At 70.0% G+C, this 13,252-nt stretch carries 12 protein-coding genes; 4 read left to right on the top strand and 8 right to left on the bottom strand.

Annotated elements, in window-relative coordinates; translation table 11 throughout:
* Positions 1-245: 245 nt before the first annotated feature.
* A complete protein-coding gene (locus tag JJ691_RS47050) occupies positions 246-1,454 on the bottom strand; it encodes a winged helix-turn-helix domain-containing protein (protein ID WP_211765863.1) in 1,209 nt (402 codons plus the stop codon).
* Between the two features lie 62 nt (positions 1,455-1,516).
* Between JJ691_RS47050 and JJ691_RS47045 the strand changes: the two genes are divergently transcribed.
* From JJ691_RS47045 to JJ691_RS47035, 3 genes are all read left to right on the top strand, one after another.
* The gene (locus tag JJ691_RS47045; RefSeq protein WP_211765862.1) at positions 1,517-2,071 is read left to right on the top strand and encodes a GNAT family N-acetyltransferase; all 555 of its coding nucleotides are present in this window, start codon (positions 1,517-1,519) and stop codon (positions 2,069-2,071) included.
* Between the two features lie 73 nt (positions 2,072-2,144).
* Positions 2,145-3,773 carry a transglycosylase domain-containing protein gene (locus tag JJ691_RS47040; protein WP_211765861.1) on the top strand — a complete coding sequence of 543 codons (1,629 nt, stop codon included), beginning with the start codon at positions 2,145-2,147 and terminating at the stop codon, positions 3,771-3,773.
* A 117-nt stretch (positions 3,774-3,890) separates the two neighbouring features.
* The gene (locus tag JJ691_RS47035; protein ID WP_211765860.1) at positions 3,891-4,409 is read left to right on the top strand and encodes a hypothetical protein; all 519 of its coding nucleotides are present in this window, start codon (positions 3,891-3,893) and stop codon (positions 4,407-4,409) included.
* Here the strand turns inward: JJ691_RS47035 and JJ691_RS47030 are convergent.
* Entirely contained in the window at positions 4,351-5,493 is a 1,143-nt protein-coding gene (locus JJ691_RS47030; RefSeq protein ID WP_249227478.1) for an ROK family transcriptional regulator, read from the bottom strand. The two genes, JJ691_RS47035 and JJ691_RS47030, sit on opposite strands and share 59 nt — an antisense overlap.
* Before the next feature lie 148 nt (positions 5,494-5,641).
* Between JJ691_RS47030 and JJ691_RS47025 the strand changes: the two genes are divergently transcribed.
* The gene (locus JJ691_RS47025) at positions 5,642-6,994 is read left to right on the top strand and encodes a glycoside hydrolase family 27 protein (protein WP_211765859.1); all 1,353 of its coding nucleotides are present in this window, start codon (positions 5,642-5,644) and stop codon (positions 6,992-6,994) included.
* 88 nt (positions 6,995-7,082) lie between these two features.
* Here the strand turns inward: JJ691_RS47025 and JJ691_RS47020 are convergent, their stop codons facing one another.
* The 6 genes from JJ691_RS47020 to rpsO form a co-directional block, all read right to left on the bottom strand.
* Positions 7,083-7,892: an SAM-dependent methyltransferase gene (locus JJ691_RS47020; protein WP_211765858.1), complete on the bottom strand. Its 810-nt coding sequence runs from the start codon at positions 7,890-7,892 to the stop codon at positions 7,083-7,085.
* A 51-nt stretch (positions 7,893-7,943) separates the two neighbouring features.
* Positions 7,944-8,381: a tetratricopeptide repeat protein gene (locus JJ691_RS47015; RefSeq protein WP_211765857.1), complete on the bottom strand. Its 438-nt coding sequence runs from the start codon at positions 8,379-8,381 to the stop codon at positions 7,944-7,946.
* A 10-nt stretch (positions 8,382-8,391) separates the two neighbouring features.
* On the bottom strand, positions 8,392-9,138 hold the full coding sequence (gene dapB / locus JJ691_RS47010; protein WP_211765856.1) for a 4-hydroxy-tetrahydrodipicolinate reductase: 747 nt from the start codon (positions 9,136-9,138) through the stop codon (positions 8,392-8,394).
* Positions 9,135-10,463, bottom strand: a complete 1,329-nt coding sequence (locus JJ691_RS47005; protein WP_442912810.1) for a M16 family metallopeptidase — start codon at positions 10,461-10,463, stop codon at positions 9,135-9,137. The genes dapB and JJ691_RS47005 overlap by 4 nt, the downstream gene beginning before the upstream one ends.
* A 53-nt stretch (positions 10,464-10,516) precedes the next feature.
* Positions 10,517-12,754: a polyribonucleotide nucleotidyltransferase gene (locus JJ691_RS47000; protein ID WP_211765854.1), complete on the bottom strand. Its 2,238-nt coding sequence runs from the start codon at positions 12,752-12,754 to the stop codon at positions 10,517-10,519.
* Positions 12,755-12,965: 211 nt separating this feature from the next.
* Entirely contained in the window at positions 12,966-13,235 is a 270-nt protein-coding gene (rpsO, locus tag JJ691_RS46995; protein WP_116174156.1) for a 30S ribosomal protein S15, read from the bottom strand.
* Positions 13,236-13,252 lie beyond the last annotated feature (17 nt).

Here is a 13,252-nt window from a genome sequence, read left to right as displayed (position 1 = left end):
CCCGGAAATGGCTCCGCCCCCGGCGATGGCTCGGGGGCGGAGAAGCAGACCGGGGTGGAGAAATAGCCACAGCCTCGGGGTCGTCCATGAAAGATGGGCGGCCCCGAGGCTGTGTCTCCCCTCCCCCTACGCCGTCATCGTCGCACAGGAGGATTCCCCGTCACCAGGGATTTCACCCCCAGAGAACCGGCAAGTTTTTCCCGCCCGCGCCAAGACGGCCGGCCGGGAAATCCACCCGATGGGGATCAGACCAGGGCCCCGAGGCGAGACGCCAGATCACCCCGCTTTCCGACGATCACGCCGTCAAGACCGAGCCAGTCGGCCATCAGGCGCAGCTCGGCGGCGAGCTCGTGGGCGACCCGGGCGTGGTCGACGCCGGGCTCGGCGAAGGCGCCGGGCACCCGGAGCACGCCGGCGGCGCGGTCGGCCTTGAGGTCGACCCGGGCCACGAGGTCCTCGCCGAGCAGGAACGGGAACACGTAGTAGCCGTGCACGCGCTTGGCCTCGGGCACGTAGATCTCGATCCGGTAGAAGAAGTCGAACAGCCGCTCGGTCCGGCTCCGCTCCCAGATCAGCGGATCGAACGGGCAGAGCAAGGCCCGGGCTTCTACCCGCCGAGGGGTGCGGACGTCGACGTGCCGATACGCCTGGTGCCGCCAGCCCTCGACGGTGACGGGCTCCAGCACGCCTTCCGCCACCAACTCGGCGACGGCCTGCTGCGACCGCTGTGGCTTGAGCCGGTAGTAGTCCCGCAGGTCGGGCTCGGTGGCGACGCCGAGCGCGGCGGCGGACTTGGCGATGAGCTGCCGGGAGGCGTCCTCGGCCGACACCTCGGGCGCGGCCAGCACCTCGGGCGGCAGCACCCGCTCGGTGATGTCGTAGTGCCGCTCGAAGCCGCGCCGGGTGCCGGTGGTCAGCTCGCCGGTGGCGAACAGGTACTCGCAGGCCCGCTTCACGTCGGACCGGTGCCACCAACCACCCGGCGTCCGCTCGCGCTCGACCTTCAGCCCCATCTGCTCCTCCAGCGCGCCGGCGGTGATCGGGCCGAGCTCCTTCACCGCCGTCAGCACCTCCTCGGCCAGGTGGTGCCCGCCCGAGCTCTGCCAGTACTTGCTGGGGTGCTCCTTGTGCTGACGCATCCGCCACCGCAGCAGCGGCCAGTCCGCCACCGGCACGAGGCTCGCCTCGTGCGCCCAGTACTCGACCAGCAGCCGGGGCTTGCGGGCGCTGTGCGACCACGCCGCCTCCTCCAGCAGACTCACCGGATAGCCGCCGAGGCGGCTGAACATCGGGACGTAGTGCGCGCGCACCGCGACGTTCACGGAGTCGAGCTGGATCAGCTGGGTCCTGGCGAGCACCGCTTGTAGGTGTCGCCTGGTCACCGCGCCGGACGGCCGGGGCTGGGCGAACCCCTGCGCGGCGAGGACGGTCCGCCGGGCCGCCAGAGAAGACATGTTGAGCACGAAACTGATGCTGCCACGCACCCCTGACAAAACCGGACCGATAGGTTCTCCGCGTGGCTGAAGCGTCTGTACGACCTGCCGTCCCCGCCGACGTCGAGGAGATCGCCCGGATCCAGCGCGACACCTGGCGCGCCGCCTACGCGGAGCTGGTGCCCGAGGAGGTCCTGGCCGGCCTGGACAACGTGGCGGCGGTCCGCGAGCTGGTGGAGCAGGCCACGGCGGCGGTGCTGGTGGCGACCGAAGGCGAGTGGACGGTGGGCTTCTGCGTGGCCGGCCTGGCCCCGGACAGCGAGGTCGCCGAGGCTGACGGCACGTTGCCGCCGGACGCGGCGACGACGGGCCTGGTGGCGACGCTGCTGGTGGAGCCCCGCTGGGGCCGCCGGGGTCATGGCGGGCGGCTGCTCGCGGCGGCGGCGGAGACGCTGCGGAGCCAGGGCGCGACCAGGGGCGTGAGCTGGGTGCCGGAGGCGGACCGCGCGTCGCTGGCGTTCTACGCCTCGGCCGGCTGGCCGACCGACGGCGTGGTGCGGACGCTGGACGCCGGCGGCCGGCCGCTGCGGGAGGCCCGGGTGACCGGCTCTCTGGATCTGAAACTGATCAGTTCCTGAGCCAGGAACAACCTTTCAGGCGTGAGCGGAGTCGTACCCCCCGACCAGATCGGGCTTGGGGAAGGACATCCGAGTGCGCCTCATCGACTACCCCCGCCGGCACAAGCGGGGCGTGCGCCGGTGGCTGCCCTCGTGGAAGCTGGTGCTGGGGACCTCGGCGACGTTCGCGGTGCTGCTGGTGGCCGGCTTCTTCGTGGCGCTGGCCCAGACCGAGATCCCCAAGCCCAACGAGGACGCGGTGCAGCAGGCCACGATCTTCACCTACGCCGACGCGTCCACCCAGATCAGCCACATCGGCACCAACCGCCGGCCGGTCACCTTCGACCAGATTCCCCTGGTGGTGCGCCAGGCCGTGCTGGCGGCCGAGGACCGCACCTTCTACAGCGACCCGGGCGTCTCCCCGCTGGGACTGCTGCGGGCCCTGAAGAACGACCTGACCAGCAGCGGCGACGGCAACCTGCAGGGCGGCTCGACGATCACCCAGCAGTTCGTCAAGAACTACTACCTCACCCAGCAGCAGACGCTGTCGCGCAAGCTCAGCGAGGTGATGGTGGCGATCAAGCTGGACCAGGAGAAGTCCAAGGACTCCATCCTCACCGACTACCTGAACACCATCTACTTCGCCCGCGGCGCCTACGGCATCGAGTCCGCCTCGCTGGCCTACTTCGGCCAGAGCGTCTCGCAGCTGACCGATCCGGCCAAGGCCGCCTACATCGCCGCGGTCATCCAGTCGCCGTACTACTACGCGACCGCCGACAAGGACCCGAAGGCGGCGAAAGCCTTGCAGGAGCGGTGGAACTACGTGCTGGACGGCATGGTCGGCGAACACGAGCTGTCGGCCCAGCAGCGGGCGACGCTGACCTTCCCGACGCCGGTCAAGTACGAGCCAGACGACATGGGCGGTATGAACGGCTACATGGTCGACGCGGCCATGCAGAACCTGGACCGCATGCACGCGCAGGACCCCACCGTGCCGGACTCCAACACGGTGGCCCAGGGCGGCTACACCGTGGTGACCACGTTCCGCCAGGACTACATGCAGGCGGCCAAGAAGGCCGTCGACGACCGGATGTCCACTTTGGACCCGAACAAGCCCGCCGACCGCAACGTGCACATCGGCATGGCCTCAGTGGACGACAAAACGGGAGCGGTGCTCGGTTTCTACGGCGGCCCCGACTACCTCAAGCAGGGCTTCAACGACGCGTTCTCGGCTGCCGGCCCGCTTGGCGACGACGTGGAGGGCGTGCTGGGCAAGGTGGTGCCGGCCAACCACTACCAGGACGCCGGCATCGACTACATCCCCGGCACCAGGGCGCTGGCCACGACACCGCTGCGGGCCGCGGCGGCGATGAGCTCGATGTCCAGCTACCAGTACAACCAGCCCTTCGAGGTCTCCGAGATCATGCAGCACGGCGTGGTGGTCTGGCGGGCCCAGCCGCAGACCCAGAACTTCTGGGGCGACGAGAGCACGATCGCGCCGGTCCGGCAGGTGACGCCGTTCAAGAGCTCGCTGCGCGGCGCGGACGTGCCCAAGTGGTGGGCCTGGTCGATGCTGGACTACAACGGCGTGACCACGGCGGCCAACATGTTCGCCACCCCGCCGGACGGCAAGGGCAACCGCGCGCTGCTGGGCATGACCGGCGGTTATGAGGCGAACCTGGACCAGGCGCTCTACAACTACATCGGCGCTATCCGAAAGTAGTACCCAGGGTGGACTTAAGCCCACCGGAGATGGGCCCGTAGCACGACTCCGCCGCCACCGCCGCTCCGGTAGCCTCGTTCTGGTCAGAGATCATCCGACCGGGGGAGGGAAGCCGCCATGCTGATGTGGCTGGCGATCTCCCTCGGGGTGGCGGTCGGCTCGGCGCTGTGCCCCCTGGTCAGCGTGGAGCTGTTCCTGATCGCGATGGTCGCCGACGGGCACCACCCGCCGATCGCCTGCTGGATCCTCGGCGCGGTGGTGGCGGTCGGCCAGGTGGTCGGCAAACTGCTCTACTTCTTCGCCGCCCGCGGCCACATCAAGCTGCCGACCTGGTTGCAGCCCAAGCAGAAGTCGAGCCGGCAGACGTGGTGGACCACCGCCTGGGCGCGGATCAGCACCTGGTTCACCGCCCTGCAGGCCCGGTGTGAGCGTCATCCGAAGCTGATGATCGCCACCACCGGCGTGAGCTCCGTGGTCGGCATGCCCCCGTTCATGGCGACCACGGTCCTCGCCGGTGTGGCCCGGATGTCGGTGATCGCCTTCGTGGCGGTCACGCTGGCCGGCCGGTTCATCCGGTTCACCGCACTGGCAGCGTCACCGAACCTGCTGACCCACGTGCTGCCCCACTTCGTGTGATCAGGTCCTGGATGCCGACGACGGCGGCGCCCCGGGCCCACTCGTCGAACGGCAGCGGCCGCACCACCAGCTCGCACGCCGCCGCCGCGCCGAAGGCCTGCGCTGCCAGCGCCTGCCGGATCTGCTCGGCGTACAGGTCGTAGCCGCCGACGGCCTCGCCGGTGAGCACGATCCGCTCCGGCCCGACCAGGTTGGCCACCGCGGCCAGCGCCAGCCCGAGGGCCCGGCCGGCCCGTTCGAACACGGCGTGCACGGCCGGGTCGCCGGCCCGGCCCAGTTCGATCGCCTCCGGCATGGTCAGGTGGCGCCCGACCACCGCGGCACAGCCGGCCAGCACCACCCGGTCGGCGGCCAGCGCCTCCACGCAGCCCCGGCCGCCGCAGTAGCACTCGGGTCCGTCCACGTCGATGGCCACATGGCCGAGCTCGCCGGCCGGCAGCAGCACGTCGTTGACCACCAGCCCGCAGCCGATGCCGGTGCCCGCGGTGACCAGCGCGAACGAGGACACGCCGATGCCGGCGCCGAACCAGTGCTCGGCCACGGTCAGCGCCCGGACGTCGTTCTCGATCAGCGTCGGCAGCCCGGTGGCCGCCGAGACCAGATCGGCCAGCGGCACGTCGCGCCAGTTCAGGAACGGCGAGAAGCGGACCATGCCGGTGTCCCGCAGCACGTCGCCGGCCAGTGAGACGCCGAGGCAGGCCACCTCGTACCCGGCGGCCAGGTGGCAGGCGACCTCGGCGATCACCCCGACCACGTCGGCGACGGACGTCGAGGCCAGCGGCCGGTGCACGACGTCCCTGGTGCCGCCGCACAGGTCGGTGCGCACCGCGATGACCTCGTCGGCGGTGAGCTTCACACCGAGGAAAAACGCCCGGTCAGCGACCACCTGCACGGGCATCGCCGGCCGGCCGAGCCGGGCGGGCAGGCGCTCGTCGGGGCGCTCGGTGAGGTAGCCGGCGTCCACCAGCGGGCGCACCGCCTTGGTCACCGCCGCCGGCGACAGGCCGGTGCGCGCGGTGACCTCGACCCGTGAGATCGGGCCGTGCCGCAGCACCACGGCGAACACCTGAACCGCAGCCGGCACGACGTTGACCATAGCAAACATTATTTCCTTCAGAAATTAACGATCTTGACACCCGGCCGGCGCCGGAGTTTGCTGCCACCAACCCGTCGCCGCCGTGAGTTGAAGCCCCCAATCGATGCGGAGTGCACTGCCCATGCGCCGTTCTCGCTTGATCGTTCTGCTCGCCGCCCTGTGCACCGTGCTCGCGGGGTTCGCACCCGCCCAAGCAGCGAGAACGCCCGGCAAACCGGTGGCGAACACACCGTACCTGGGGTGGAGCAGCTGGAGCCTCCAGTCGACGAAGTACCCGGGCGTGAACACCCAGGGCGACTACAGCTGGCTGACCGAGCAGCACGTGCTCCAGCAGGCCCAGGTGATGGCGACCAAGCTCAAGTCGCACGGCTATGAGTACGTCAACATCGACGCCGGCTGGTGGCGCAAGTGGGACTGGACGCCCGAGTACGACCAGTACGCCCGGCCGCTGACCGACACCGCCCGCTTCCCCGACGGCATGGCCGCCACCGCCCGCAAGATCCACTCCATGGGCCTCAAGGTCGGCATCTACATGCCGGTGGGCATGGAGAAGGAGGCCTACAACGGCGGCAACTCGCCGATCTACGGCGCGCCCGGCTGCCACACCCGTGACGTGGTCTACTCGGACCTGCGCACCACCAACGGCTGGGACAGCTCGTACAAGCTGAACTTCGATAACCCCTGCGCCGGCAAGTGGATCGACTCCATCGCGCAGATGTTCGCCAAGTGGGGCGTGGACTTCCTCAAGCTGGACGGCGTCGGCCCCGGCTCGGACAAGTCCGGCCCCAACTACGACAACACCGCCGACGTGGCCGCGTGGTCCAAGGCCCTGGTCCGCACCGGTCGCAACATCCAGTTCCTGGTGTCCTGGTCGCTCAACCACGACAACATCGACACCTGGCAGCGCTACACCAACGGCTGGCGGGTCGACACCGACGTCGAGTGCTACTGCGACACCCTGGTCACCTGGCAGAACTCCCTGGTCAAGCGCTTCGACGACGTTGTGCCGTGGGTCGACGACGCCGGCCGCGGCGGCTGGAACAACCTCGACTCGCTCGACGTCGGCGTCGGCTCGATGGACGGCCTCACCAACGACGAGCGGCAGCTCTACATGACCTTCTGGGCCATCGAGGCCGCCCCGCTCTACACCGGCGACGACCTGACCAAGCTGGACTCCTACGGCCTTTCACTGCTCACCAACGACGAGGTCATCGCCATCGACCAGGCCGGCCGCGTGGCCAAGCCCGTCGTCGCGCACACCCCGCAGCAGACCTGGTGGATGCGCAACGCCGACGGCTCCTACACCGTCGCTCTGTTCAACCTGGACACCTCGCCCGCCGCCGTGACCGCCAACTGGTCCGACTTCGGCTTCCATGGCAAGGCGACCGTGCGCGACGTGTGGTCGAACCAGCAACTCGGCAAGTACACCGACTCGTTCAGCACCACCCTGGCCCCGCACTCGGCGAAGCTGCTGAAGGTCTGGCGCTGATCAGACCCCCGCGAGTCCCGCCCTCAGGCAACTGAATGTCGAGTTCCGAACTCGACACATGATTGCCCGAGAGCGGGACTCGCGGGGGCTAGGAAGTTTTGAGGCCGACGCCGCCGTAGAAGAGGAAGCGCTCGGGGTGGTCCTCGACCTCGCCCTCGTCGGGGCGCCACTCGGGGACGTAGACCGCGCCCGGCTCGACCATCTCGAAGTCGCCGAACAGGGCGGAGATCTGGGCGCGGGAGCGGTTGAAGGCGGTGTTGGTGCTCTTCGAGTAGAGGTTCACCAACCCCTCCTCCTGCTCCTTGGGCCGGTGGTCGCCGGTGGCGTGGCTGATGGCCAGCATGCTGCCGGGGGCGAGCTTGGCGCGGTAGCGCTCGATGAGCGGCCCGAGGTCGGCGGGTTCGGGCACGAAATGCAGGACGGCCAGCATCAGCAGCAACACGGGCTGGTCAAAGTCGATCATGTCGCGGACGGTCGCGTGGCTGAGGACCTCACCGGGCGAGCGGAGGTCGGCGTCGATCACCATGGCCTGGGGCACGTCGGCCAGCATCAGCTCGCTGTGGGCGACGGCGACGGCCTCGTTGTCCACGTAGACGGTGCGGCTGTCCGGACTGACCTGCAGGGCGATCTCGTGCACGTTGCCCGCGGTCGGAATGCCCGAGCCGATGTCCAGGAACTGGCGGATGCCCTGCTCGGCCGCGAAGGTCACGACCCGGCGCAGGAACTTGCGGTTGGCCCGGCTGGAGACCGTGACCCCCGGCAGCACCTGCTCGGCGCGCCGGGCGAACTCCCGGTCAGCGGCGAAGTTGTGCCCTCCGCCGAGAAAAGCGTCGTACACGCGTGCGGCACTCGGCTTGGTGACGTCGACCTCGGCCGGTACCCAACTCCGTAATCCCACAGCTGCCCCACGACTCTCTGCCCCCGGTAGACCTTACCGGAGATTCCGCCCTCAGCCACCTAGCTCGATCGCCTTGCGCATGGCCTCCCGCGCCCGGCCCCGGTCACCGGCCACGTCGTACGCGTGGGCCAGCCGGAACCACGCCCGCCAGTCCTCGGGGGACTGTTCCACCTCGACTCGTTGCCGAGCGAACCACTCATCGGCGGCGTCCCGGTCGACCCGGCCGGACGGCCGGCGCGGCAGCCCGGAGGTGTCGGGCAGGCCGCCCTCCGCCTCCAGCCGCTTGGCCAGCCGGTTGATCTTGATCCCGTTCTGCCACTGCACGACGACGTACCAGACGCCGATCAGCGGCAGGGCCAGGACGGCGACGCCCAGGCCGACACCGACGACGCCGCCGGCCTGGATCAGCAGCACGGCCCGGTCGGCGAGCAGCACGAAGTAGACGACCAGCGCGGCCGTCAGGGCGATCGCCGTCCACAGAGCCCTCATAACCGTGCCCTCATAGCCCGAGCAGCGAGTCCAGGCCGACGGTCAGCCCCGGCAACGTGGGCACGGTGCGCACGGCCAGCAGCACACCCGGCATGAACGACAGGCGGTCCATCGAGTCGTGCCGGATGGTCAGCGTCTCGCCCTCGCTGCCGAACAGCACCTCCTGGTGCGCGATCAGGCCGGACAGCCGGATCGAGTGCACCCGCACGTCGTCCACCAGCGCGCCGCGGGCCCCGTCGATCTCCTGGCTGGTGGCGTCCGGGCTGGCCGGCAGACCGGCCTCGGCCCGGGCTTCGGCGATCAGCTGCGCGGTGCGCGCGGCGGTGCCCGAGGGGGCGTCCGCCTTGCGCGGGTGGTGCAGCTCGATGACCTCGACGGACTCGTAGTACTTGGCCGCCAGCTGGGAGAACTTCATGGTCAGCACCGCGCCGATGGCGAAGTTCGGGGCGATCAGCACGCCGAGGCCGGGCGAGACGTCCAGCCAGCGGCGCAGCGTCGCCAGCCGCTCCTCGGTGAAGCCGGTGGTGCCGACCACGCAGTGGATGCCCGCGTGCACCGCGAACTCGAGGTTGCCCATCACCACGTCGGGGTGGGTGAAGTCGACGACCACCTCGGCACCCGCGTCGGTCAGCCCCTCCAGCTTGTCCCCCTGGTCGAGGGCGGCCACCAGCTCGGTGTCGGCCGCCCGCTCGACGGCGTTGCAGACCTCGGCGCCCATCTTGCCCTTGGCCCCGAGCACGCCAACGCGAAGAGTCACTTGATCACCTCATGCACCTCGGAGGGCAGGTCGTCACGGTGATCGTAGGGTCCGACCACGGACCCCGAGACGGGGCGTCGCAGCAGCTCCTTGGCCAGCACCGCGACCTGTTCCTCGGTGACCTCGTCGATCTTGGCCAGGGTCTGCTCCACGGTCAGGTGGTCGCCGTAGTTCAGCTCGCCCTTGCCGATGCGGGACATCCGGGAGCTGGTGTCCTCCAGGCCCAGCACCAGACCACCGCGCAGCTGGCCCTTGCCGCGGGCCACCTCGGCCGCGCTCAGGCCGCCCGAGGCCACGTCGTCGAGCACACCGCGGACCACGCCGGCGACCTCGCCCAGCTTGTCCGGGGTGCAGCCGGCGTACACGCAGAGGTTGCCGGTGTCGGCGTACGCGGCCGTGGACGAATACACCTGGTAGGCCAAGCCCCGGCGCTCGCGGACCTCCTGGAACAGCCGCGAGCTCATGCCGCCGCCCAGCGCCGCGTTGAGCACGCCCAGCACGAACCGGCGGTCGTCGTGCCGGTCCAGGCCGCGCATGCCCAGCATCAGGTGGGCCTGCTCGGTGTCGTCGGGGCACAGCACCAGCTCACGGCGCACCGGAATGCGGGCCCGGCCGGCGCGCGGCACAGCCGGCGCGACCTCGCCCTTGAGCCGGTCGCCCAGCAGCTTGCGGGTCAGCCGCAGCACCTGCGCGTGCTCCACGTTGCCGGCCACGGCCAGCACCATGCGCGGCAGCGTGTAGCGCTTCTTGTAGAAGTTGAACAGCGCGTCCCGGCTCATCGCCCCGATGGACTGCTCGGTGCCCAGCACCGGCCGGCCCAGCGGGTGAACGCCCATCAGGGCCTCGCAGAACGCCTCGTGCAGCAGGTCCTCGGGGTCGTCGTCGCGCATGGCGATCTCTTCCAGCACGACGCTGCGCTCGGTCTCCATGTCCCGCTCGGCGCAGACCGCGTGGAACACCACGTCGCTGACCAGGTCCAGGGCCAGCGGCAGGTCCTCGTCCAGCACGTGCGCGTAGAAGCAGGTGTGCTCCTTGGAGGTGAACGCGTTCAGCTCGCCGCCGACCGCGTCGATCTCCTCGGAGATGCCGGCCGAGGTGCGCCGATCGGTGCCCTTGAACAGCAGGTGCTCCAGGTAGTGCGCGGCGCCGGCGACCGGCGGCAGCTCGTCCCGGGACCCGACGTTGACCCAGATGCCCACCGACGCCGAGCGCACGCCGGGGATCTGCTCGGTGACCACGCGCAGGCCACCCGGCAGCACACTGCGCCGGACCGCGCCGCCGCCGGCGGTGCGCTCCAGGGTCAGCGTGCTGCCCGGACGTTGCAGATAGCCAGGACGGCCGCGGGAAACCCCCGCGGCCGTCCTCGTGGTGCGTGCGCTCACTGGGCGGCCGGCTCCGACTGCTCGGTGGCGGGGGCGGCGTCGGTGGACGCGGCGGCCGCCTCGTCCTCCTCCTTGACCAGCACCAGGCTGATCTTGCCGCGGTTGTCGATGTCGGCGATCTCCACGCGGAGCTTGTCGCCGACCTTGACGACGTCCTCGACCTTGGCGATGCGCTTGCCGTTGCCCAGCTTGGAGATGTGCACCAGGCCGTCACGGCCGGGCAGCAGCGAGACGAACGCGCCGAAGGCGGCGGTCTTGACGACCGTGCCCAGGAAGCGCTCGCCCACCTTGGGCAGCTGCGGGTTGGCGATCGCGTTGATCAGGCCGATGGCCGCCTCGGCGGACGGGCCGTCGGCCGCGCCGACATAGATCGTGCCGTCGTCCTCGATGGAGATGTCGGCGCCGGTCTGCTCGGTGATCGAGTTGATCATCTTGCCCTTGGGGCCGATGACCTCGCCGATCTTGTCGACCGGGATGTTGATCGCGGTGACCCGCGGCGCGAACGGGGACATCTCGTCCGGCCGGTCGATGGCCTCCTCGATGACCTCGAGAATGGTCAGCCGGGCGTCGCGGGCCTGGCCCAGCGCCATGGCCAGCACCTCGGACGGGATGCCGTCCAGCTTGGTGTCCAGCTGCAGCGCGGTCACGAAGTCCTTGGTGCCGGCGACCTTGAAGTCCATGTCGCCGAACGCGTCCTCGGCGCCCAGGATGTCGGTCAGCGCGACGTAGCGGGTCTCGCCGTCGACCTCGTCGGACACCAGGCCCATGGCGATGCCGGCGACCGGGGCCTTCAGCGGCACACCGGCGTTGAGCAGCGACATGGTGGAGGCGCAGACCGAGCCCATCGAGGTGGAGCCGTTGGAGCCCAGCGCCTCGGAGACCTGGCGGATCGCGTACGGGAACTCGTCCCGCTTGGGCAGCACCGGCACCAGCGCCCGCTCGGCCAGCGCGCCGTGGCCGATCTCGCGCCGCTTGGGCGAGCCAACCCGGCCGGTCTCACCGGTGGAGAAGGGCGGGAAGTTGTAGTGGTGCAGGTAGCGCTTGTGCGTCTCCGGGGACAGCGAGTCGATCTGCTGCTCCATGCGCAGCATGTTCAGCGTGGTGACACCCAGGATCTGGGTCTCGCCCCGCTCGAACAGCGCCGAGCCGTGAGCCCGCGGGATCAGCGCGACCTCGGCCGACAGCTGCCGGATGTCGGTCAGGCCACGGCCGTCGATGCGGATCTTGTCCCGCAGCACGCGCTGGCGGACCAGCTTCTTGGTCAGCGACCGGAACGCGGCGCCGATCTCCTTCTCGCGGCCCTCGAACTGCTCGGCCAGCTTCTCCAGCGCCGAGGCCTTGACCTCGTCCAACCGGGACTCGCGCTCCTGCTTGCCGGCGATGGTCAGCGCCTGGGCCAGCTCGTCGGTCACCGCGGCGGCCACGGCCTCGAAGGCGTCGGCCTGGTAGGGCAGGTACTGCGGGAACTCGGCGGTCGGCTTGGCGGCCTTCTCGGCCAGTTCCTGCTGGGCCACGCACAGCGCGCGGATGAACGGCTTCGCGGCCTCCAGGCCGGAGGCGACGACCTGCTCGTTGGGCGCCTGGGCGCCCGCGCCGACCAGGTCGATCACGTGCTCGGTGGCCTCGGCCTCGACCATCATGATGGCGACGTCGTCACCGACGATGCGGCCGGCGACCACCATGTCGAAGGTGGCCCGCTCCAGCAGCTCGTAGGTCGGGAAGGCGACCCACTGGCCGTCGATCAGGGCGACGCGCACGCCGCCGATCGGGCCGGAGAACGGCAGGCCGGCCAGCTGGGTGGAGGCGGACGCGGCGTTGATCGCGACCACGTCGTACAGGTCGGCCGGGTTCAGGCTCTGCACGGTGATGACGACCTGGATCTCGTTGCGCAGGCCGTCCACGAAGGACGGGCGCAGCGGGCGGTCGATCAGCCGGCAGGTGAGGATGGCGTCGGTGGAGGGACGGCCCTCGCGGCGGAAGAAGGCGCCGGGGATGCGGCCGACGGCGTACATCCGCTCCTCGACGTCCACCGTCAGCGGGAAGAAGTCGAACTGGTCCTTCGGGTGCTTGGACGCCGTGGTGGCGCTCAGCAGCATGGTCTCGTCGTCCAGGTAGGCGACGGCGCTGCCGGCGGCCTGGCGGGCCAGCCGACCTGTCTCGAAGCGCACCGTGCGCTTGCCGAACACGCCGTTGTCGATCACGGCGGTGGTCTCGTGGACCTCGAAATCGGTCATGTAGTTGGTTCTCCTCGTCAACCGGGAGACACCCGCGGTCCCTGGCGACGAGGCCGGTCTTCGATCGAAGTCCGCGGGATGCTCCCGGGGACCACTACCGAGGACCGGCGTACCCGTACTCGCCGTGCGCCGCTGGCGCCTGTCCCGTTGTTCTCTTGTCTTGGTTACTTGCGGAGAGGGGGAGCGACCGGTGGCCGCTCCCCCTCGCTGCTCATCGACGCAGGCCGAGCCGCTGGATCAGCGACCGGTAACGCTCGATGTCGGTCTTGGTCAGGTAGTTCAGCAGCCGGCGGCGGCGGCCGACCATCAGCAGCAGGCCACGACGGGAGTGGTGGTCGTGCTTGTGGAAACGCAGGTGCTCGGTGAGGTCGCTGATGCGCTTGCTCAGCAGCGCGATCTGGGCCTCGGGAGATCCGGTGTCCCCATCCTTCAAGCCGTACTCGGCGAGAATGGTCTTCTTCTGCTCGGTGGACAGTGCCACTGGTGTTCGCTCTTTCC

This window comes from Kutzneria sp. CA-103260 (genome assembly GCF_018263855.1).
Taxonomy (GTDB): Bacteria; Actinomycetota; Actinomycetes; order Mycobacteriales; family Pseudonocardiaceae; genus Kutzneria.
The sequence above is the reverse complement of the archived record's forward strand: the minus strand, read 5'-3'. Positions and strand labels throughout refer to the sequence as shown.